Below are 21,378 nucleotides of genomic sequence, written 5' to 3'. Positions count from 1 at the left end.
ACGTCTCGCCCGTTCTAGGCCCTGAGGCCTAGGGGCCTCAATTCGCGGGCGGAGGAAGCCGTAGATGCCAGCACCTGCCACGACCGAGTTCCCGACGGAGCGGACGCCCCTGCCGGCCGATGCGGGCCATGGCGCGAAGACCGGCTTCTGGGCGCTGACCCTCGGCTCCGTGGGTATGGTCTACGGCGACATCGGGACCAGCCCGCTCTACGCGCTAAAGGAATCCCTGCACGCCGCCGCGGGCGGAGGGCACGCCCCGACGCGCGACATGATCTTCGGCGTCGTCTCGCTGATCCTATGGGCGCTCATCCTCATCGTGACGCTGAAGTACGTTCTCCTGGTCATGCGGGCAGACAACAAGGGCGAGGGCGGCACCCCGTCCCTGGTGGCGCTCGCCCAGCGGGCGCTGGGCCATGCCGGCGGGCCGGTCATCGTGCTCGGCATGGTCGGCGTCGCCCTGTTCTACGGTGATGCCATCATCACCCCGGCCATCTCGGTGCTGTCCGCCGTCGAGGGTCTCAAGCTCGTCACCCCGGCCTTCGAGCCGTACGTGCTGCCGCTCAGCCTTGCCATCCTCATCGGCCTGTTCGCGGTCCAGAGCCATGGCACGGCGCGGGTGGCGACGTTCTTCGGGCCGATCACGGCGTTCTGGTTCGTCGTCATGGCACTCGGCGGCCTGGGCCATCTCGCCGACGACATAAGTATCCTGGCGGCCTTCAACCCGGCATACGGAATGAGCTTCCTGCTCAACCATGGCACGGCCGGCCTGCTGGCGCTCGGCGCCGTGTTCCTCGCCGTGACCGGGGCCGAGGCGCTCTACGCCGACATGGGCCATTTCGGCCGCTCGCCGATCCGGGCGGCCTGGTTCGGCCTCATCCTGCCGGCGCTCGCTCTGAACTATCTCGGCCAGGGCGCTATGCTGCTCGCCCACCCCGAGCGCATCGAGAACCCTTTCTTCCTACTCTACCCGTCCTGGGCCCTGCTACCGATGGTGCTGCTAGCCACCGTGGCGACCGTCATCGCGAGCCAGGCCGTCATCACCGGCACCTTCTCGATCACGCAGCAGGCCATGCAGCTCGGCCTGCTGCCGCGCATGCGGGTCCAGCGCACCTCCGAGACGGAGAAGGGACAGATCTACATCCCGCGAGTGAACTGGTGGTTGCTCGTGGCGGTCGTGTTTCTGGTGGTGCTGTTCAAGTCGTCAAGCGCACTGGCGGCGGCCTACGGAATCGCCGTGACCGGCGACATGGTCATCACGGCGGTTCTGCTCTTCGTCGTGGCCTGGAAGGCTTGGCGCTGGTCGCCCGTGCTGGCGGTCGCGGTCATCGCTCCGTTCCTGCTGATCGAGCTGGTGTTCCTGTCCGCCAACGCGCTGAAGCTGCTCCACGGCGGCTGGGTGCCCCTGACCATCGGGGCGGCCCTTGTCACGGCGATGTGGACGTGGCGGCGCGGCTCGGCCCTCGTCGCCGCGGAGATCCACCGGCGGCGAGTGCCCTTGTCCGACTTCGAGCGGATGGCCGAGGCCGGTTCGCTGCTGCGGGCGCCGGGCACGGCCCTGTTCCTGACCGGCTCGCCGGGGGACACGCCCGGGGCCCTGATGCACAACGTGAAGCACAACCACGTGCTGCATGCCCGCAACGTCATCCTGCACGTGGTCACCGACGACATGCCACGGGTGCCTGAGGGTGAGCGCGTCGCGGTGAAGCCGCTCTCGGATGTCTTCACCTGCGTGACCGTGCGCTTCGGCTTCATGGAACTGCCCGACCTGCCCCGCGCCCTGGCCGGCGCCGGCTTCGACGCAGGCAACCTCTCCTACTTCCTGACGCGGCGGGTCCTGGTGCCCTCGCCGGAGACGGGCATGCCGGTCTGGCAGGACCGCCTCTACATCGCCATGGCGCGCGCGGCGACCGATGCCTCACGCTACTTCCGCATCCCGGTGGACCGGGCCGTCGAGATCGGAGCGCGGATCGACATCTGACGGCGTGCGCGGCTCTTCGCGGCTTGGTCGCACGGCTCGTGCACGACCGCTGGGCCTCACGTTGAGCCGCATGCCCGAGCGGCTTTGCGGCAGGTCACTTGTGAGCGGTTCAGCGCGCCCACGGGCCGTGTTAGAGCCAGCCATTCCTGCGGAAGCGCCAGTACAGGATGTCACCCTCTTCCAGGGTTACATCGACGATGCGCCCGTCGGCCCCTTTGATGTGGCGCCCGTCCCCTCACCCTGTACTTCCTCGACTCAGCGGACTGCGAGGACACCGTCCGCCCCATCCGCCGGCGCTTGAAGCCGGGCGAACGGTTCGTGGCGGCTCATGCGAGGTTCCCGCAGGAGGGCAGCCGTTCGCCGTGGCTCGCGCGGTACGAGGCATTCGCGGTCGCCTCTGGCGCCGACCGCGACCAGGCGGCGAAGGCGCGGGTCGCCGTGGAGACTCACCTGCACCTACTCGCTCCCGAGGCGGACGCCGTCGTGCTGCAGGCGTCTTCCGGGACGTCGAACTCTTCTTCGCCGCCCTCACGTGGCGCGGCTGGATCGGGCGTGCCTGACCGACAGGCGCTCGGCTAGGCCGGCATCCGGCCGTCCGGCGTGTAGCGGTCGACGGCCTGGGGAAGCTCCCGGGACAGCCGTGACAGGAGCTCCTCGCGGGACAGGCCGGTGCGCTGGGTCAGGGTCGCGAGGACGTCCGGCCCGATGGCCTGCTCAAGGTGCTGCGGCGGAAGCTCCTGGTTCGGCCCCTGGGCGACCCAGGATTGCGCGGTCGGCCCGTGGCCAGCCTGGTGGAAGCGCTCAAGCATCTCGCCGAGGCCGCTGTGCAGGAAGCCGCCGGGGGCTTGGCCCCGCTGGTTGCCGAGCAGACCGCCGTGGATGCCGCCAAGCCCCGCGCCCGGGCCGCCAGGTGCCACGCCGGTGCCAGCCGGTGCCAGCCGGTGCCGGCGTAGCCTGGCCGGCTCCGCCCAGCAGCTCCGCGAGCTTGTCCCGGTTCTGATAGCCGGCGACAGCAAGCAGGCCCAGGAGGGCCGTCATCGAGGGGTAGCCATCGCTCATGTTTCGTCTCCGGCTGACGGCGGCCTGATCGGGGCCGGTCGCCGTGGGATAGGCACCTGCAACGCGCAAGGCCACCAAGCCGATGCAGTCCGCCATCTGTTTGCTGGACGGATGCCGCACCGAAACCGGGAGCGTTCGCGCGGACCGAACCGTCCGTTCTCCCAAATGAGGACGTTGTGGTCGCCGCGACCTGCTATTCCATGCCAATGGCAGGTTTCGAAGGCTAAGCAGCCATTCCAGCGACTCTGTTGGAAGGGCCGCTTATGGCGCAATGCGGCTCCCCGAGAGCATAGGGCAAAGCCGCCATGAATCAGTGGCTCACGCTGCACCGGTGGCTGATGAGAGCGAATGCATGAAAATTGCCCTTTTCGGGCGCTCAATAGTTTCGAAGTTTGCGCTGGAGCCTTGTTGGCTGCCAAGGCGGCTCATGACCCCTTGCGGACATTGAGCCGCAGTCTTTTCGATGTCCGCTTCGCCAGCGGAAGCGGACATGCCGGATGCAAACGGCATTCTGGGCAGCGAGCTCGATGGATTGATCAAACCCCTCATAACGGTCCTTCCAAACCATCGATCCCCTGGGCGGGTCTCAGCTTTTTTTCGCTAGGGCACGGGAAACGGCACGGAAAAGAGCCTCGTTCGGCTGCCGCCAGACCCGGTCGCCTTTCCGCTCGCGCCACTCGTAGTGAAGCCAATCGACGCTGACCCTGGCCACTAAGCCGGCATCAAGGGCCAGACTGGATCGCGCGCATCGCCGTGACGGACCCGGAGCGCTACGGCGCGTATGCGCACGCGCTCCCCGAGGTGGTCGAGCGTTTCGGTGGGCGGTTTCTCGCGGCCGGTGGCCGCATGGACGCGGTCGAGGGTGATGCGAAGGCGCGCAACGTGGTGATTGCCTTCGATGAGTACGATACGGCGCGCGCCTGTCGGTGCTCGCCAGGCTACGCCGAGGTGTCGCATTTACGGGTGGGCGCCGCGGACGTGGACATCGTCATCATGGAGGGTGTCGACCCATATTGGTGGAGGCTGTGGGAGCCGCTTCCAGGAGTGGAAGCCGCTCGGCCCGACCACGTGGACACCAGTCGCCCATATTCCTTCCGGAATGAAGGTCTAGGGGGCAGGCATGCAGAATGCACCAATCACCCTCGCAAACACGTACCCCGACGACATCGCGGCTTTCAAGAAGGAGCTGCAGGATGCCTTCGCATTGGCTGTCGTCGATGAGTTCGGGGAACTCCCCGGTGGGCCTATCCCGTCCGACGAGGTGCTCGATGGCGCGGTCAACGCCCCGGGGGCCGTCACCCTGCGCATACTGTGCGACGGCCGGAAAGTCGGCGGCGCGGTCGTGACGATCAACGAGGAAACCCATCGAAACTCGCTCGACCTGTTCTTCCTGAAGGTTGGCGAACATGGCCGCGGCCTGGGCCTCCAGGCCTGGCTCGCGATTGAGCGGCGGTTTCCAGAAACGGTCGCCTGGCAGACGCACACCCCGTATTTCGAGAAGCGGAACATCCACTTCTATATCAACAAATGCGGCTTCAGGATCATCGAGTTCTTCAACAGGCACAACCCTGACCCGAACCAGCCCGAGGGCGGAAACGACCTGCCTGGCGATGGCGATGCGTTCCAGTTCGAGAAGGTCATGAAGAGGTCCAACCCGAGGCTTTGACCAGGATGGAATGACCGCCTTACCTTGGGAGCCCTTCGCAGGATGTCGCTGCGTAGGTCCCGCGGAGCACCCCGCTAGGCGCCCGCATCCTCCGTCCTGATAGGAAGCCCCCACTCCGGTAGGGGTGCCTCCAGCGTGAAGGAGACCCCGCGCGGGTGGTACTCGATTAGCGCGGTACCTCCCATCTCCGTCGCGAGCGCCCGCTCGATCAGGCGCGTCCCGAACCCAGTGCGTGACGGCGCGGCCACGGGAGGGCCGCCGACCTCCTCCCAGCGTAGCTGCAGCTTGGGCAAGGCCGCGGCGTCCACGACCTCCCAGTCCACCACGACGCGGCCCGCCTCGTTGGAGAGGGCGCCGTACTTAACGGCGTTGGTCGCCAGTTCGTGGAACGCCATCGTGAACGCGAGCGTCATGCGGGCGTCCAGCCAGACCTCAGGACCGTTGACGAGGAAGCGCTGCCTCGCGTCGTCGCGGAAAACGTGCAGGGCCTCCGCGACGACCTCGCCCAGGGTCGCCCCGGCCCAGCTCTCGCGGGTCAGGACGTCGTGGGCCGCCGACAGGGACTTGATCCGGGCGACCAGGATCTCCTGCGCATCCTCCAGCGAGGAGGCGTTGCGCAGGGTCTGGAACGCGACCGACTGCACCGTCGCCATGGAGTTCTTGACCCGGTGGGTGAGCTCTTCCGCCAGCAGAGCCCTTTGCTCCTCGGCGCGCTTGCGTTCGGTCACGTCGATGGTCACGCCGGCCATCGAGACCGGAATCCCCCCGTCGTCGTGGAAGGGCTGCCCCCGCACCTGGAGCCACCGCGTCCCGCCGTCCGGCAGGCGGACGCGGTACTCGATGTCGTAGTCGGAGCCCGTCTCGATGGACACACGGACGTTCGCCTGCATCCTCTCGCGGTCGTCCGGATGGATGGCCTCGATCAGGTCCTCATAGGCGAGCGGCTCGTGCGGTTCCCGACCCAGGTTCATCTTGCAGGTGTCGGAAGCCGTCAGGCGCATGTCGGCCAGGTCTAGCGTCCACGAGCCGAGGCGACCCGCCTTAAGGATGAAGCGCAGGCGCTCCTCGCTCCGCGCGAGTTCCGCCGTGCGGCGCCCGACCTCCCGCTCCAGCGCGTCACGGTCCGCCTGGACACGCGCCAGCTTCTCCTTTTCCAGCGTCACGTCGAACTGCGACGCGAAGAAGTACGTCAGCGCGCCCTCCCCGTCGAACACCGGCGAGACCAGTAGCCTGTTCCAGAACGTCTCCCCGTCCTTCTTGTAGTTCAGGAGGTCGATCTCGATGGGCTCCCGCCTCGCGATGGCCGCACCGACCTTGGCGACGTCGGCCGCGTCGGTGTCCGTACCCTGCAGGAAGCGACAGTTCCGGCCCACGATCTCGTCGTGGGCGTAACCGGTCAGCCGGCAGAAGGAGTCGTTGACGAAGACGATGGGGTTGTCGGGAAGGTTCGGGTCGGTGATCACCATCGGCATGCGCGTCGCGCGCACCGCGGACACGAACGGGTCCGTGCTCGCGCCGGTCCGGGCGAACTCCGCCTCGAAACGCCTGCGCTCCATCACGTCCGCCACCGGTCCAACTCCCTGCCACGGACGCTCCGTGGTACTTCCCCACCGCCGTTCCGGCACGACCGTATCATGGGTCAAGCTTCCTGCGCACGCCGCGGCTCAACCCGCACGTTCCGAAGTGATGGAGCCTTCGACCCTGAACGGGACTTATGGGTGGATGAGCGACCCGTCCATCTCCTCCGAGCCCTACGCCCTGGTCGTCGACGACGACGGCCTGATCCGCATGGATGCCATGGATATCCTGCAGGATGCGGGCTTCCGGACCTTCGAGGCGAGCGACGGCGACAAGGCCATGACGCTCCTCGCCCGGGAGCATGCCGTCATCGTCCTGCTCTTCACCGACGTGCAGATGCCGGGAACGCGCAACGGCTTCGCGGTCGCCCGCGAGACCGCCAGCCGATGGCCGCACATCGCCATCGTCGTCGCATCCGGGCACGTGCGGCTGGAGCCGGGCGAGATGCCCGATGGCGCCCGTTTCATCGGGAAGCCCTTCACCGCTGACATGGTCCACGACCACCTCCAGGCCATCCTGCCAGACGGGCGCAAGCCGGAGCCGCTGCGCACCCGGGAACAGGCGGGAAGCGCTACCTGACGGCCGGGGCTCAGGCACGTCCGCGGACCAGCTTGAGGCCGGCCGGTGCCTCCGTCTCTTCCAACATGCACTCGGTCGTTCTCGCCGAGCGGTCCGCCAGGTGGCGCACCCTGCCCAGGGCAGCGGCGAACGCCGGGACGCCCTCGGACGCCACCCGGTCCTCCTCGAACGCCTCAAGCTCGTGGCAGGCCGTCGCGAGCTCCGTGAACCCGATCATGCCCGCGGCGGACGACAGCGAATGGGCGCGCTGCCGGAGCCGCGTGCGGACGTCCGCCATGGTCGGGTCCCCCTCGAAGCTCGTGTCGAGCTCACGGACCAGCAGGGTCAGCACCTCGCGCAGCCGCGTCGGCGTCAGGAAGCGGCGCACCTCGCCGTAGGCGTCCTCGTCGAACTCGACGGGCGGCGGCGCCCGGTGGGGCGTCTCGGAGGACGTGGCCTCCTGCGGCAGCCACCGCTCGATGGTCGCGTAAAGCCTCTCACTGTCGAACGGCTTGCCGACGTGGTCGTCCATGCCGGCGTCGTGGAAGGCCGAGACCTGCTCCGGCAGCACGTTCGCCGTCATGGCGATCACGGGAAGCTGCGACACGGGGCCCGGGAGCGCCCGGATGTGGCGGGTCGCCGTCATCCCGTCCATGCCGGGCATCTGAACGTCCATCAGCACTAGGTCGAAGGCCCGCTCCCGGACCGCGTCGATGGCTGCCTGCCCGTCTCCCACGGTTTCGACCAAGTGGCCGGCCGCGATGAGCACCGCCTGCGCGAGTTCCTGGTTGATGGGGGAATCGTCGACCAGCAACAGACGGCCCGTCCGGCGGGGAGCGGCCGCGAGGAACGGTTTCACCACCTCGGCCGGCGCGGAGGTCCGCGGCATGCGCACGGTGAACCAGAAGGTCGAGCCACCCCCGTCGACCGAGGAGACGCCGATCTCGCCGCCCATGAGCTCGACGAGATGCCGGCAGATGGCCAGCCCGAGCCCGGTGCCGCCGAAGTCGCGCTGGATCGAGCCGTCGACTTGGCTGAAGCGCTGGAACAGCCGGTTCCGCCGGTCCTTCGGGATGCCGATGCCGGTGTCGATGACCCGGAAGCGAAGGCGCTCACCGCCGGAGATGCCCTCGTCCGGAGCGACGTCGAGCGTAACCGAGCCGGCCGAGGTGAACTTCACCGCGTTGTTGAGCAGGTTGAACAGAACCTGCCGCAGGCGGTTCTCGTCGCCCTTGAGCCAGCGAGGCAGGGCCGGGTCCATCCGCAGCCGGAACTCCAGCCCCTTGGCGTCGGCGGGGCCCCTGACGATGGAGACGCAGTTGTCGATCATCGCCAGCAGCGGGAACGGCGCCTCGACCAGCTCGACCGCGCCGGCCTCGACCTTGGAGAAGTCGAGGATGTCGTTGACGACTGTCAGGAGCGCGTTGCCCGAGGATCGGACGAGCTCGGCCTGGCGTCGGTTGCCCGGGTCGAGCCGCCCCGATGCGAGCATCAGGTCGGTGAAGCCGATGACCGCGTTGAGCGGCGTGCGGATCTCGTGGCTCATCGAGGCCAGGAAGTCTGTCTTGGCCCGGTTCGCCCGCTCGGCCTCCGCCCGCGCCGCCTCGGCCACCGCCTTGGCCTCGGACAGCGCGATCTCGGCCACCTTGCGGGCGGTGGTATCCAGCGTCAGGCCGATCACCCGGGCCGTCCGCCCCTCGGCGTCCGCCTCGACCCGGCCGATGGCGGTGATCCAGCGCATGCCCCCGTCCGCCTGCGGCAATCGGAACTCGGTGGTGTATCCGCCGCCGGTCTCGACGGCGCCCGCGAGGTCGGCAAGGACGCGGGGCACGTCGTCGGGGTGGGCGAGCGGCTTCCACTCGGCCTCGACGTCGAGCTCGGTCTCGCGATCCGGCAGGCCGTGCTGGCGGGCGCACTCGGACGAGAACATGACCCGGCCCGTCGCGACCTCGTAGTTCCAGGTTCCGGCCTGGGCCGCCTTCATCTCCGCCTCGTGGCGGTAGCGCTCGCTCAGGTCCAGGGCGATGCCGAGGAAGCCGAGTTCCTGCCCGTCGTCGGCGCGCAGGAGGCTGACGTTGAGCAGGACCGGCAGGCGCTCGCCGCCCTTGGTGACGTAGGTCCACTCCCCCGGATCGGGCCGGCCCGAGCGCGCCTTGGCGACGACCGCCTCGAAGCCGGGCCGCACGACCCGTCCGAGTTCCCGTGACAGGCTCACGGCACGCCGTTCGACCTCGGACGGATCATGGAAGACGGCAGGCGTCGCCCGGCCGACCAGTTCGTCGGCGCCGTAGCCCAGCATCCGCTCGGCGGCGGGGTTGAACAGGGACACGATGCCTTGCATGTCGGTGGCGATCACGGCGTAACCGGCGTTGGCGCAGATGGCCCGTTGCAGGGCTGACCCGGCTCGCAGCGCCGCAGTCCGTTCCGCGACTTGCCGTTCGAGCGAGGCGTTGGCCTCGCGGATGCGCTCCTCCGCGGCCGCCTGCTCGGAAACGTCGCGCATGACCGCCGCCACGCCGGCCACCGTGCCGTCGGGCGCACGGATCGGGGAGGAGGTCACCTGCACCGGGAAGACCGTGCCGTCCTTGCGCATCCTGAGGGTGGTGAAGGTCGGCACGGCCTCGCCCCGGCGGATGCGCAGGAGGACGTCGCGCTCCTGTTTCCGGAGGTGCTCGGGGACGATGAGGTCCTCCGCCTTCCTGCCGATGGCCTCGGCGGCGGGACGGCCGAACAGCCGCTCCGCCCCCGGGTTCCAGTCGGTGACGACGCCGTCGGGGGACTTGCCGACGATGGCGTCATCCGCGTTCTCGACGATGGCCGCCAGCCGTCCCTTCTCGACCGCCGCCAGCACCTCGCGGCGCCGACCGGCCAGGCGCAGGTAGACGAGGCCCGCGAGCAGCAGCGTGCCCGTGCCGACGATGGTGGCCACGGTCGCCGGGCGGACAAGGCTCAGCCCGGCGAAGAAGGCCGGGCGCGCGGCGACGTCGACGTCCCAGGTCCGGCCGAAGACCGCCAGTCGCCGGGTCGACATCAGGCCGCCGGCCGGCGGTTCGGCCACGTCCCTGCCGGCGTAGAACCGCGTGACGGCGTCGGGGGCGACGTCTCGGATAGCGACATCGAGTTCCCCCGCATCGAGGTCGAGGCCGGTCAGGACCTCGTCGATGATCAGTGGCGCGTAGGTCCAGCCCAGCGTAACGACGCGGCGCGCGTCCGGCGTGTCCGCGCGCATGCCGGCGCGCAGCACCGGAAGGAACAGGAGGAATCCCCGCTCCTTCGAGCCGGTCGCCTGCACCAGGGTAATCGGAGCGGTCAGCGTCGCGGCACCCGTTTCCAGCGCCTGGAGCGCCGCGCCGCGCCGATGCTCCTCGGAGGCGACGTCGAGGCCGACGGCCTCCCGGTTGGCCGCCATCGGCTCGACATACTGGATCACCCAGCGCTCGCCGTCGTGCGGCTTGAGCTGGCGGATGCGGAAGTCCGGGGCGCCGTCGCGGCGCGCCGCCGCCGAGAACGCCGCCTCGTCCGCGGCCGGAACACGGCGGATGAAGCCGAACCCGCGGGCGCCCGGGAACTCGCGTCCGATGTCCCGGGTCAAGGCGTATCGGTGGAAGCCATCACGGGTGATGCCCGCTTCGCCGGCCGCCGCCACGGCGCCGCGGGCCCCGCGCACCGCGTGTTCGTATCGGGCCATGCGCCCCTCGACGAGCGACGCGACGCGGGTTGCCACGACTTGGAAGCGTTCCGCGGCGGTGCGACCGTTCCGGACCTGCGTCCACTGGGCGGCCGCGAGCGCCGCGACCAGCCCCAGGACGACGACCGCGAGCGCCGCGACGCACGGCGCCGGGCACCCCGACCGACCGCCGAACGTCGAGCCTCCGGATCCGAAGGCCGTCCCTGTCACGCCCTTATACGTTCCGTCCGTCGCCACGTCCCGCATCCCCCCCCACAGGGCCTTCGCCGTTACGGACGCGCGGTAGGCCCGCGCTTGTCGCCGTCCGGCGAGACCGGTCCTCAGACGGCCTTCCAATCCATCCGGCGCAGCACGCCCTGCCCGAAGCGCGGATCGCCGGTGACCTCCCGCCCGACCCACGCGGGCAGCGGCACGTCCTGGTCCTCGCTTCCCAACTCGACCTCGGCGACGACGAAGCCCTCAAGGTCGCCCGCGTAGACATCGACGGTCCAGGTCAGGCCGCCGTGGGGCACGCTGTGGCGGACCTTGTCGATCCGGTCGTCATGGAGGACGGACGACAGGAGGGCGTCCGCCTGGCGCACGGAGACCTCGCACTCGAACTCCATGCGGCTGAAGCCCGTCCGGGGTCCCTTCACAGTCAGCCACGCGCGGGTGCCGTCCTTGCGCACCCGGACCTTCATGCCGCCGGACGCGCCGATCAAGCCGTCCGACAACCTCCGGGTCTCGACGACCTGCGCCCGCCAGCCCTCGTCACGGACGAGGAACCTGCGCTCGGTCTCCAACGGCCCGCCCGGACAGGTAGACCACGGGAAGGCGCGGCCGCAGGGACCGCACCTCGTTGGCGAGGAACAGCCCGTCAACGGAGCCGGGCATGTGGACGTCGGTGACCAGCGCGTCGAGGCGCTCGCCGAAGGCCACGTATTCCAAAGCGGCGATGCCGTCCGAGCAGGTGACCGCCTGGTATCCCGCGGCCTCAAGCTCGGCGGCCACGATCCGCATCGCGATGGGGTCGTCCTCGGCGACCACCACCACGGGCCTCCTGACTGGTTCGTGCATGGGGCGCTCCCCGTCCGATGGCGCGACGAGGCGCCGGATCCACACGAAAACGCTACGCCGCGTCGGGGTCCCGCAACCAGTAGACTTCACGGGCATGATCCGAGGCCCGAATAGTCCACCTGGACTATCGTCGCCGTCGCGAGGCCTCCGAAACCGGGACAGCCGCCCATGACCCGTCTCAACGGCAAGGCCGTCGTCGCCGACGACGACCCCTTCTTCCGCATCGCCCTCACCAGCATCCTGAAGGACCATCTCGGCATCTCCGAGGTGCAGCAGGTCGGCTCCCTCGACGAGGCGCTGGAGGCGCTGGGCGAGAAGCCGGATGTCCGCTTCGCCCTGTTCGACCTCGCCATGCCCGGCATGGAGAGCCCGGCCAGCCTATCCGCCGTGCGGGAGTGCTTCCCGGAGGTGCTGACCGTCGTCGTGTCCGGCTCGACCGAGCGGGAGGACGTCTTCCTCGCCCTTAGGGCCGGCGTGCACGGCTTCGTGCCCAAGGGCTCCGACGTCGAGTCGCTGATCCGGGCGCTGAGACTGGTGTTCGACGGCTTCGTCTACGTGCCGGCCTTCGTCACGCGGGTGCCCGGCGGCGGGGCCGAGACGCCGCCGACCCCGGCGGCATGGCGCGAGGCGGCGTGGGACCCGACCGCGGCCCTGACGCCCCGCCAGCGCCAAGTGCTCGACCTGATCGTCGCCGGGCAGTCAAACAAGGAGATCGCGCGGTCGCTGTCGCTAGGAGAGGGAACGGTGAAGATCCACGTCGCCGCCCTGCTGAAGGCGCTCGGCGTCCCGAACCGGTCGGCGGCCGCGGCTTGGGGTGGAGCCAACCTGGCGCGTCCCCGCGCCACCCCCTAGGCCACACGGTCTATCGGGGTGGCCGGGGCAGTCCGGCAGGCCGAGATGACGCCCATGACGGGCCGTGGCCTAACGGGTCATCCCATCCAGGCCCGATCGACATGACGCACCTCTTGATCCCTTCCGCCCTCGCCGCCGCCGCCCTTGGCGTCGGCCTGCGCCCCGTCCCTTCTCCGCTCCCCGGCAACCTGCCGACGCTGGCGGTCATCTCAGCCCCCTTCGGCGTGGAGGCCGTCCCGGGGCGTACCATCGCCCACCCGACGATGCCCGCCGCGGACCCGGCCCGGTCGGTGCGGGTGGTGCTGGCATCGCCCTTCGCCGGGCGTTGAACGCGAGACCGAACCGCCGCGAGGACCCGATGCAGAACACGGTTGCCGACCTCGACCACGCGACACACGAGCAGGTGGCGAGGCTTCTCGGGGCCGTACGGGCCGCGGAGATGCTGGATCTGCTGGGCGGGAGCTTGGCGACTTTGCGCGACATGCCCGAGGCCGAGTTCGCGGCACCGGCCGGTCTGGCCCTGGTCCATCGCCTGAAATCGGAGGCTGGATTGATGGGCTTCGACCGGCTGGCCCGCGCTTGTGACGCCGTCGACGCGGCCGGGTCGCGCGGCGAGGTGCCGGCCGAGGACCTGGCACGGTTGCGGGAGGCCATCGCTTCGGCGCTCGCCATCGTCGACATGCTCGACGGATGTGGCAAGTGCCCGAACGACTGAGGTCCCGTGCCTCGGGTCGAGGTCGACGACCGGATCAGCCGGTTTTCCCGACCGTAGCCAGGGGCGATGGATGGTCTGGTGCAGCCGTTCCGCAGCATAGCTGGTCCTGCGTCGTCCGTTCGACCGGTGGGAGCCCGCAACGTTTCGGGCGGCCTTGGCAGCACTCGCGCGTGAGGAAATTGGTCAGGCCGCCGATGGCGTCCGGTACCGCGAAGTAGATGACCGATTGCGCCTGCCAGTACGAGCGGACGAGCCCCGCACCCGCCAAGTGCTGGACGTGGAAGGACAACGTCGAGGGCGCGCATCCGACGGCCTCTGCGAGACGTCCTGCGGACACCCCGTCGGGCAGGTGTCGAAGCAGCGTAAGGAGCACTGCCAAACGGGTCTCCTGAGCCAGCGCGACCAACACGGAGAGGGCGGCGTCATCGTTCATTACGTCGCCGCTTTTCGATAGCCATCGAAACTAACAGCTTTCTAAGGAAGCTTTGCCGTTAAGGGGAGGAGCCGACAGTGAACGATACCTTACCCGCCGCCAAGCCGACGGGCGCTGCGAACGCCGAGGGATGCGGAAAGGCGGACATCGCCGGTCATCTCGCAACTTCTTTGCGGGACTACTTCGTCCTCGCGGAGCAGATGCCTTTGCCGGACAAGCTCTCGGCCTTGGTCGAACGGTTCGAGGCGGCCCTGGCGGCGAACGGTGAACGGGTCGCCGAAACCTTCCGGGACGACCTCATCCGAGCCCTGCCGTCGTTGCGGACCTTCGCCATGTCGCTGTGCGCGAACGGGGCTCGCGCGGACGATCTGGTGCAGGAGACGCTGATCAAGGCCTGGGCCAACAGGACCCGGTTCGTACCCGGCACCAACTTCATCGCGTGGACCTTCACGATCCTGCGCAATCAGTTCTACACCGAGATGCGCAAGGCCAAGCGCGAGGTCGAGGATGCCGAGGGCGCGCACGCTGCGACACTTACGGCGGCGCCGGACCAGGACCACGTCGTGGCGCTCGGGGCCGTGATGGACTTGATCGGGACGCTGCCGCTCCCGCAACGCCAGGCGCTGCTACTCGTGGGGGCAGAAGGCTTCACCTACGAGGAGGCCGCCGCCCGACTCGGTTGCCAGGTCGGCACGGTGAAGAGTCGGGTCAGCCGGGCGAGGAGCTTTCTCGTCGATTGCCTCGACCCCGCCGCGTCGATGCGGTTGCCCCAACGGGTTTAGGCGCGGCGGATCAGGCGCGGTCGCCAAATAGCCCGAGACGGCATGCCAGGGCTATCAGGGCGGCAGGTACGACGACGGGAGGATAGCGCAAGCGTTATGTCCATGTTGTCCCACGGCAACACGCGCGGTGCCCGTTGCGACACAACCCGAGGCCTGACTACCCCAGAGCGCCCGGCACTACATTTGATTGGTGATGACCGTCAAACATCGAAGGTGGCGGTCCGGGGAGTGGACGATGCTTTCCAGAAACAGCGTGCCCCCCGAGCCGAAGACGCCGGGGGTCGTGATGGCGGCCGCCTACGCGGACGGCAAGCACGTCGCGGACGTGGGGATCGGCCAGGCAGGCGACTGGGCCGACAAGGACGGACATCTCGTTTGGATCGGCCTCTACGAGCCCTCGGCGGAGTTGCTGTCGGAAATCCAAGACCAGTTCGGCCTGCACCCGCTCGCCATCGAGGACGCGCGGAACGCGCACCAGCGACCGAAGCTCGAACGCTATGGCGATTGCCTGTTCGTGTCGCCCGCACCGCCCAGCTCGTCCAGGGGCGGATCGCGCTCGGCGAGACGCAGGTCTTCGTCGGGCGGGGGTTCGTGGTGACGGTCCGCCACGGCGCGTCGGTCTCCTACGCGCCGGCCCGCGAGAAAGCCGAGGCCTGCCCCAAGCTTCTCGCGCACGGCGAGGACTTCATCCTGCACACGGTGCTCGACTTCATCGTCGACAACTACGCGCCGGTGATGGAGTCGGTCCTGGCGGAGGTCGAGGCCTCGAGGACCGCATCCTCAAGCGCGAGCTGATGGCCGCCGAGGTCGAGCGGCTTTACCAACTGCGCCGCGACCTCCTGCGCCTGCGCTCGGCCGTGGTGCCGCTGGTCGAGGTCTGCCGCAAGCTGGAGCACGGCGACCTCGTCGCCATCGACGATGAGATGCAGCCCCTGTTCCGGGACGTTTCCGACCACCTGCGCGGGGTGCAAGACGAGATCGACGCAATGCGCGAGGTGCTGGCCTTCGCCTTCGAGGCGAGCCTGCAGCTGGGACAGGCGCAGCAAACCGTGATCACGCGCCGGCTCGCCGCCTGGGCGGCCATCCTCGCGGTGCCGACGGCTATTGCCGGCATCTACGGCATGAACTTCGAGCACATGCCGGAGCTGAAGTGGCGCTACGGCTACTTCATGGTCCTGGGCATCATCTTTTCCGCCTGCGCGATCCTGTATTGGCGCTTCCGCAAGAGCGGATGGCTCTGACCGCCGTCCCGAAGGTCGAGAGACGCCGCGCCGAAAAGACGACACGTCGGCGCGGTCCTATGGGTCGATGCCCCGGGGGGACAGCGCCGGCTAGGCCGGCATCCGACCGTCCGGCGTGTAGCGGTCGACCGCCTGGGGAAGCTCGCGCGACAACCGTGACAGGAGCTCCTCGCGGGACAATCCCGTGCGCTGCGTAAGGGTCGAGAGAACGTCGGACCCGATGGCCTGCTCAAGGTGCTGCGGCGGTAGCTCCTGGTTCGGCCCCTGAGCGACCCAGGACTGCGCGGCCGCCCCGTGGCCGGCCTGCTGGAAGCGATCGAGCATTTCGCCCAAACCGCTGTGCAGGAAGCCGCCAGGGGCTTGGTCCCGCCGGTTGCCCAGCAGACCGCCGAGAAGGCCTCCCAACCCGCCACCGGAGGCATTGGACGCCGCACCGGGACCGGTGGGTGAAGGGGCCGATTGGCCAGCGCCCCCGAGCAGTTCGGCAAGCTTGTCCCGGTTCTGGTAGCCGGCGAGGGCGAGGAGGCCGAGCAGGGCCGTCATCGAGGGGTAGCCGTCACTCATGGTTCGTCTCCCGCTTGCGGGCGGGGTGGAGCCCGTCCGCTTGAGTTCGAACCCTACGAACGCGCTCGTGCGCCGAGTTGATGCACAAGAAAAGCCGTCATGATGCCCGACCTCAGCCGCGCTTGGTCATGTTCATGGACATGCCCTCGCAGCAGCATCTGCCCTTCTTCCCCTTCATGGCGCCGTGGTTCATGCCAATGCCGCCCTTCGGCCCGGCCTTGCCGCACATCATGGCACCCTTGCCCTTGCCGCCGCCGCAACACGACATCGCCATAGCGGGGGACGCCGCCAGCAGCAGCAGGGCGGCCGAGGCCAGTACGATCCGCTTCATGAACCCCCTCCTTACCCGACGAACCCGTCGGTCTCGCTTTCGATAGGGATTCCCATCGTGGGAGGGTCAAGCCGCGGTGCCGTCGGTCGCTCAGTGGTGCACCGCCAGCATCCAAACGGCCATGGCAACCATCATAAGATTCTCGGTCAGCGAGACGAAGCCGAGCGGCACCTTGCTCGACCCGCCAACGCAGGCGCACTTGATGTCCCGCTTGTCGACGTAGACCGCCTTGAACACCGAGACCGCCCCGACCGTACCGATGAACAGGGCCACCGGGATCGAGATCCAGTTCAGGGCGCCCGCCACCATCAGGACGCCGGCGACGCCCTCCAGGAACGGGTAGGCGTAGGCGTAGCGCACCCACCGCTGCCCGAGCAGGTCGTAGCCAAGGAACATCGAGGAGAAGCTCTCGACGTCTTGCAGCTTCAGGAGGGCGAGCACGCACATGCTGAAGGCGATGAACCATTCGGCGGCGCGCATCGTGAGCGGCGTTCCGTAGACGGCCTGGCTCGCCGCCAGGGCCATCAGCGCGGTCATCGAGAACACTGCGACGACGGGCATGTAGGTCGTCGCGTTCGGGTCGTTGGCGGCCTCGCCGAAGTGGCGCCTGAGGTCGTCGAAGCCCCCGACCCGCTCGCCGTTGATGAAGGTCTGCGGCGTGGTCCTGACTTGATGCTCGGCCTTGAAGCGGTCGGTCTCCTCCCGCGTGGTCAGGAGGTGGTCATCGACCTGGAAGCCCTTACGTTCGAGCAGGTCCTTGGCCTTGAGCCCGTAAGGGCAGGTGTGTTCGGGGGTGGCCATCCGATAGAGGGCGGCCTTGCGGACGGTGGCTTCGGGCATCGTGCTCTTCTGCCTGATCTCGGGTGACGGGGGGGGGGCGGACCGGAGCCACCGAAGGGCCGCCCCGATCCGGCGTTTCCGCTACTTGCCGTGCTGCTTCAGCCAGGCCTCCATCTCGGAGATCTCCTTCTCCTGATCGTCGATGATCATTTGAGCCATCGCCTTGGTGGCCGGGTCCTTGGCGTGCTTGAGCGCCACCTTGGACATCGCCACCGCGCCCTTGTGGTGCGGGATCATGTGCGTGCGGAAGTCGACGTCCGGGTTGCCGGTGTAGGGGACATCCATATCCTTCATCATCGCCATGTCGGCGGCCTTGAAGTCCTTGGTCGAGGCGTTGTCCTTCGGGGCCGGCTTCATCGAGACTGTCTCCTTGCCGGACATTGAGCCGTGGTCGTGCATGCCCTGCGCGACCGTAGGACCGGCGAAGCCGGCCGACAGCAGGGCGACGACGGAGAGGGTGCGGAGGTGGGTCATGGGTCTTCCTCGCTCGATGGGGGTCAGTTGAACTTGCCGCTGGCGGTCGCGCCGTCGGGGCTGGTGAGCTGCACGGCGCCCTTCGGGCTCGCGCCGAGGGCGGTCGCGGCCTTGCCGGTGAGGCGGTTGCCGTCGGCCGGCTCCAGCGTCACGCGGGCCGGCTTGCCGCCGACGACGAGGATGGCAGTGCCCTTGTAGCCGGCGGCCGGGACCGGCTTCTGGCCCTCGTCGGACAGGAACACGTCGACGGTGTCGCCCTTGGCGACGAGCTCGACGTGGAACTTGCCGGCGTCCGCCACCCGGCCGCCGTGCTGGCCGGAGGTCTCGTGGGCGCACACGGTCGTCGCGGCGAGCAGGCCGGCGACCAGGGTCACTCTGAGTAGGATCACGCTCTCGTCTCCTCTTGTGGGTCAGTAGGCCTCGGCCGGGCGCGGGCGCGCGCCGTCCGGGGATGGTTTCGCCGGCGCCTCGGCGTGGAGGGCGCGCAACCGCTCCAGCGGCTTGCGTCCGAAGCGCAGGAACAGGACGGGGGTCAGGAAGGTGTCGAGCAGGGTTGCGCTGACGAGGCCGCCGAAGATCGTCACCGCGACCGGGTGCAGGATCTCCTTGCCGGGGCTCGCGGCGTCGTAGAGCAGCGGCACCAGGGCCACGCCGGCCGACAGGGCCGTCATCAGCACCGGGGTCAGCCGCTCCAGGCTGCCGCACACCACGAGGTCCGGCCCGAACGGCACGCCCTCGTGCAGCGACAGGTTCAGGTAGTGGCTGATCTTGAGGATGCCGTTGCGGGCGGCGATGCCGGTCAGCGTGATAAAGCCGATCATCGACGCCACCGAGAGCGGCTGCCCGACGAGCCGCAGCGCAGCGACCGACCCGATCAACGCCAGCGGCACGTTGCCGATGATGATCAGCGCGAGGGCGGCCGACCGATAGCGGCTGAACAGGACAGCGAAGATCAGCGCCAAGGACAGCGCGGACAGCGCCGCGATGGTCCGGCTCGCCTCCTCCTGCGCCTGGAAGGTGCCCTCCAGGCTGGTGAAGAAGCCGGGCGGAAGCGGCTCCTTCGCCAAGGCCTCGCGGATGGCCGCCACCACGGTCGCCATGTCGCTCGCGCCGTCGGTGTTGGCCTGCACCACGATGCGGCGGCGGGCGTTCTCGCGCAGGATCTGGTTCGGCCCGTCCGTCTCGCGGATGTCGGCCACCTGCTTCGCCGGCACCCAGCCCGAGGGCGTCTCCAGCAGCAGGTCGCCCAGCCCCGTGGTCGTCCGGTGGTTCTCGGAGAGGCGCAGGACCACGTCGAAGCGGCGCACGCCGTCAACGACCGTCGAGACCACCCGTCCGTTCGATAGGCGGCTGATCTGCTCGACGACCGCGGCCGGCTGCACGCCGTAGAGGGCGGCCCGGGTGTAGTCGACGCGCACCTCAAGCTGCGGGATGCGCACCTGCCGCTCGACCTGCAGGTCGACGAGACCCGGAATCGCGGCCATCCGGTCGCGCAGGGAGTTGGCGACCCGGCGCAGGGCGTCGAGATCCTCGCCGAACACCTTGAGCGCGATCTCCGCCCGCACGCCGGACAGCATGTGGTCGAGCCGGTGCGAGATGGGCTGGCCGACGTTCACCGCCAGCGGCAGGGACGCGAGGCGCCCGCGCATGTCGGCGACGAGCGCCTCCTTCGGGCGCTTCTGGTCTTCGTCGAGCGCCACCTCGATCTCCGAGGAGTGAACACCCTCCGCGTGCTCGTCGAGTTCGGCCCGTCCGGTGCGGCGGCCGACCGCCTTCACGCCCGGGATGTCCAAGAGCAGCTTCTCGGCGATCAGCCCGACCCGGTTGCTCTCGCCGAGCGAGATGCCCGGGTTGAAGGTCATGTTGACCGTGAACGAGCCCTCGTTGAACGGCGGCAGGAAGGCCCGCGGCAGGTTCCAGGCGGCGACGCCCGCGGCCACCACCGCCACCGCGACGCTGCCGACGAGTAGGCCCTGGTGCCGAAAGGCGACCCGGAGCAGGGCGGCGTTGCCGCGCTTGAGCAGCTTGAGGAGGCGGCTGTCGTGCTCCTCCAGGTTCCTCAGGCCCGGCAGCAGCAGGGACGCCTGGACAGGCGTCAGGGTGATGGATGTCAGCAGGCTCGCCAGGATCGAAATGATGTAGGCCTGCCCAAGGGGGGCGAAGAGCCGGCCCTCGATGCCCGAGAGTGCGAACAGCGGCACGAACACCAGGATGATGATGAGCGTCGCGTAGACGATGCCGGAGCGCACCTCGTTCGAGGCCTCGACCACCACCTGGAACACGCCCTTGGGGTTGCCCTCCCGCCGGTTTTCGCCGAGGCGCCGGTAGATGTTCTCGACGTCGACCACGGCGTCGTCGACGAGTTCGCCGATAGCGATGGCGATCCCGCCTAGCGTCATCGTGTTGATCGACAGCCCGAACAGGTGGAACACCACTGCGGTGGTCAGGATCGACACCGGGATGGCGAGTAGCGAGATCGCGGTGGTGCGCACGTTCAGCAGGAAGGCGAACAGCACCACCGCCACCACCAGCACGGCCTCGACTAGGACGCGCTCGACGTTGCGGATCGAGGTCTCGATGAAGTCGGCCTGCCGGAACAGGACCTGGTCGGCCCGGATGCCGGCCGGCAGGGTCGGCGACATCTCCCTCAGGGCGGTCTCGATGCTGCGGGTCAGCCGCACCGTGTCGACGTCGGGCTGCTTCTCGACCGAGACGATGACCGCGGGCTTGGCCGTGTAGCCGGCGTCTCCGCGTTTGACCTTCGCGCCGAAGGACACCTCGGCGACTTGGCGCAGGTGGACCGGCGTATCGGCGACCGTGGCGACCACGAGGTTGCGCAGGTCGTCGAGGCTCATGGTCCGGCCGATGCTGCGGATGAGGTACTCGCGGGAATGCTGGTCGGTGAAGCCGCCGCCGGCATTGGTGCCGAACTGGGCGAGCGCCGTCTCAAGCTGGGCGTTCGTCACCCCGAGCGAGCGCATGGCGGCCGGGTTCGGGCTGACCCGGAACTGGCGCACCTCGCCGCCGATGGGGATGACCTGCGCCACGCCCGGGATGGTCAGGAGCCGCGGCCTAATGGTGAAGTCGGCGACCTCGCGGACTTGCATGGGGGTCGCGGCCTCGCCGGTGACCGCCACCAGCAGGATCTGCCCCATGATGGACGAGACGGGCCCCATCACCGGGGTGACGCCCCGCGGCAGCTGGTCCTGCACCATGGCGAGGCGCTCGGCGACCTGCTGGCGGTTGCGGTAGATATCGGTGCCCCAGTCGAACTCGACGTAGGTGACCGACAGGCCGATGCCCGAGACCGAGCGCACCCGGGTCACCCCCGGCAACCCGTTCATCCGGGTCTCGATGGGATAGGTGACGAGCTGCTCGACCTCCTGGGGGGCGTAGCCCTCCGCCTCCGTCATGATGGTGACGGTGGGTTTGTTGAGGTCGGGGAAGACGTCGACGGGCAGCTTGGTCGCGGTGAAGGCGCCGAAGAGCACTAGCACCGTGGCCATCGCGAGGACGAGCAGGCGGTTGCGGACCGACTGGCTGACGAGGAAGGTGAACATCGG

At 69.0% G+C, this 21,378-nt stretch carries 19 protein-coding genes and 2 pseudogenes; 9 read left to right on the top strand and 12 right to left on the bottom strand.

The genetic code is table 11. The annotated features are described in order from the left end of the window. Positions 1 to 64: 64 nt before the first annotated feature. A complete protein-coding gene (locus MFF26_RS03915) occupies positions 65 to 1,978 on the top strand; it encodes a potassium transporter Kup (protein ID WP_238307513.1) in 1,914 nt (637 codons plus the stop codon). A gap of 575 nt (positions 1,979 to 2,553) precedes the next feature. Here MFF26_RS03915 and MFF26_RS03910 read toward each other — a convergent pair. Then, positions 2,554 to 3,037: pseudogene (locus MFF26_RS03910) on the bottom strand (YidB family protein). 738 nt (positions 3,038 to 3,775) lie between these two features. Between MFF26_RS03910 and MFF26_RS03905 the strand changes: the two are divergent. Both MFF26_RS03905 and MFF26_RS03900 read left to right on the top strand, forming a co-directional pair. Continuing rightward, positions 3,776 to 4,258 carry a DUF1330 domain-containing protein gene (locus MFF26_RS03905; RefSeq protein ID WP_308447730.1) on the top strand — a complete coding sequence of 161 codons (483 nt, stop codon included), beginning with the start codon at positions 3,776 to 3,778 and terminating at the stop codon, positions 4,256 to 4,258. Beyond that, positions 4,158 to 4,703, top strand: a complete 546-nt coding sequence (locus tag MFF26_RS03900) for an N-acetyltransferase (protein WP_238307511.1) — start codon at positions 4,158 to 4,160, stop codon at positions 4,701 to 4,703. The genes MFF26_RS03905 and MFF26_RS03900 overlap by 101 nt, the downstream gene beginning before the upstream one ends. 74 nt (positions 4,704 to 4,777) lie before the next feature. Here MFF26_RS03900 and MFF26_RS03895 read toward each other — a convergent pair whose 3' ends face one another. Continuing rightward, positions 4,778 to 6,271 (bottom strand): PAS domain-containing protein, encoded by a 1,494-nt coding sequence (locus MFF26_RS03895; RefSeq protein WP_373324348.1) that lies wholly within the window; start codon positions 6,269 to 6,271, stop codon positions 4,778 to 4,780. 154 nt (positions 6,272 to 6,425) lie between these two features. On the opposite strand from MFF26_RS03895, the gene MFF26_RS03890 reads away from it, so the two are divergent. Then, positions 6,426 to 6,860: a response regulator gene (locus tag MFF26_RS03890; RefSeq protein ID WP_238307510.1), complete on the top strand. Its 435-nt coding sequence runs from the start codon at positions 6,426 to 6,428 to the stop codon at positions 6,858 to 6,860. A 10-nt stretch (positions 6,861 to 6,870) separates the two neighbouring features. Here MFF26_RS03890 and MFF26_RS03885 read toward each other — a convergent pair whose 3' ends face one another. The 3 genes from MFF26_RS03885 to MFF26_RS03875 all read right to left on the bottom strand — a co-directional run bounded on the left by MFF26_RS03885 (position 6,871) and on the right by MFF26_RS03875 (position 11,583). Continuing rightward, positions 6,871 to 10,764, bottom strand: a complete 3,894-nt coding sequence (locus MFF26_RS03885; protein ID WP_238307509.1) for a CHASE domain-containing protein — start codon at positions 10,762 to 10,764, stop codon at positions 6,871 to 6,873. An 83-nt stretch (positions 10,765 to 10,847) separates the two neighbouring features. After that, positions 10,848 to 11,309: a CYTH domain-containing protein gene (locus MFF26_RS03880; RefSeq protein ID WP_238307508.1), complete on the bottom strand. Its 462-nt coding sequence runs from the start codon at positions 11,307 to 11,309 to the stop codon at positions 10,848 to 10,850. After that, positions 11,278 to 11,583, bottom strand: coding sequence for a response regulator (locus MFF26_RS03875; protein ID WP_238307507.1), 306 nt, complete (start codon positions 11,581 to 11,583; stop codon positions 11,278 to 11,280). Before MFF26_RS03875 ends, MFF26_RS03880 begins: the two co-directional genes overlap by 32 nt. A 168-nt stretch (positions 11,584 to 11,751) precedes the next feature. On the opposite strand from MFF26_RS03875, the gene MFF26_RS03870 reads away from it, so the two are divergent. The 3 genes from MFF26_RS03870 to MFF26_RS03860 all read left to right on the top strand — a co-directional run bounded on the left by MFF26_RS03870 (position 11,752) and on the right by MFF26_RS03860 (position 13,150). Next, on the top strand, positions 11,752 to 12,435 hold the full coding sequence (locus MFF26_RS03870; protein WP_238307506.1) for a LuxR C-terminal-related transcriptional regulator: 684 nt from the start codon (positions 11,752 to 11,754) through the stop codon (positions 12,433 to 12,435). 101 nt (positions 12,436 to 12,536) lie between these two features. Beyond that, entirely contained in the window at positions 12,537 to 12,764 is a 228-nt protein-coding gene (locus MFF26_RS03865) for a hypothetical protein (protein WP_238307505.1), read from the top strand. Between the two features lie 29 nt (positions 12,765 to 12,793). Further along, positions 12,794 to 13,150, top strand: coding sequence for an Hpt domain-containing protein (locus MFF26_RS03860; protein ID WP_238307504.1), 357 nt, complete (start codon positions 12,794 to 12,796; stop codon positions 13,148 to 13,150). A 34-nt stretch (positions 13,151 to 13,184) separates the two neighbouring features. Here MFF26_RS03860 and MFF26_RS03855 read toward each other — a convergent pair whose 3' ends face one another. After that, positions 13,185 to 13,583 (bottom strand): ArsR/SmtB family transcription factor, encoded by a 399-nt coding sequence (locus tag MFF26_RS03855; protein WP_283207388.1) that lies wholly within the window; start codon positions 13,581 to 13,583, stop codon positions 13,185 to 13,187. 77 nt (positions 13,584 to 13,660) lie between these two features. Here MFF26_RS03855 and MFF26_RS03850 point away from each other — a divergent pair, with 77 nt between their 5' ends. Both MFF26_RS03850 and MFF26_RS03845 read left to right on the top strand, forming a co-directional pair. Further along, positions 13,661 to 14,365: a sigma-70 family RNA polymerase sigma factor gene (locus MFF26_RS03850; RefSeq protein WP_238307503.1), complete on the top strand. Its 705-nt coding sequence runs from the start codon at positions 13,661 to 13,663 to the stop codon at positions 14,363 to 14,365. A gap of 235 nt (positions 14,366 to 14,600) precedes the next feature. Then, positions 14,601 to 15,606: pseudogene (locus MFF26_RS03845) on the top strand (magnesium and cobalt transport protein CorA). A 90-nt stretch (positions 15,607 to 15,696) separates the two neighbouring features. Here MFF26_RS03845 and MFF26_RS03840 read toward each other — a convergent pair. The 6 genes from MFF26_RS03840 to MFF26_RS03815 all read right to left on the bottom strand — a co-directional run bounded on the left by MFF26_RS03840 (position 15,697) and on the right by MFF26_RS03815 (position 21,375). Then, positions 15,697 to 16,170: a YidB family protein gene (locus MFF26_RS03840; protein WP_238307502.1), complete on the bottom strand. Its 474-nt coding sequence runs from the start codon at positions 16,168 to 16,170 to the stop codon at positions 15,697 to 15,699. Positions 16,171 to 16,282: 112 nt separating this feature from the next. Further along, positions 16,283 to 16,501, bottom strand: a complete 219-nt coding sequence (locus MFF26_RS03835; protein ID WP_238307501.1) for a hypothetical protein — start codon at positions 16,499 to 16,501, stop codon at positions 16,283 to 16,285. Positions 16,502 to 16,591: 90 nt separating this feature from the next. Further along, on the bottom strand, positions 16,592 to 17,341 hold the full coding sequence (locus MFF26_RS03830) for a glutaredoxin family protein (RefSeq protein ID WP_238307500.1): 750 nt from the start codon (positions 17,339 to 17,341) through the stop codon (positions 16,592 to 16,594). A gap of 81 nt (positions 17,342 to 17,422) precedes the next feature. Then, positions 17,423 to 17,815, bottom strand: coding sequence for a CopM family metallochaperone (gene copM, locus MFF26_RS03825; protein WP_238307499.1), 393 nt, complete (start codon positions 17,813 to 17,815; stop codon positions 17,423 to 17,425). A gap of 23 nt (positions 17,816 to 17,838) precedes the next feature. Further along, positions 17,839 to 18,204, bottom strand: coding sequence for a hypothetical protein (locus MFF26_RS03820; protein WP_238307498.1), 366 nt, complete (start codon positions 18,202 to 18,204; stop codon positions 17,839 to 17,841). Positions 18,205 to 18,225: 21 nt separating this feature from the next. Next, entirely contained in the window at positions 18,226 to 21,375 is a 3,150-nt protein-coding gene (locus MFF26_RS03815) for an efflux RND transporter permease subunit (RefSeq protein ID WP_238307497.1), read from the bottom strand. Positions 21,376 to 21,378 lie beyond the last annotated feature (3 nt).

Source organism: Methylorubrum suomiense (assembly GCF_022179765.1).
Lineage (GTDB): Bacteria > Pseudomonadota > Alphaproteobacteria > Rhizobiales > Beijerinckiaceae > Methylobacterium > Methylobacterium suomiense.
Note: the sequence above shows the minus strand (reverse complement) of the source record. Positions and strands in the feature narration are given on the sequence as shown.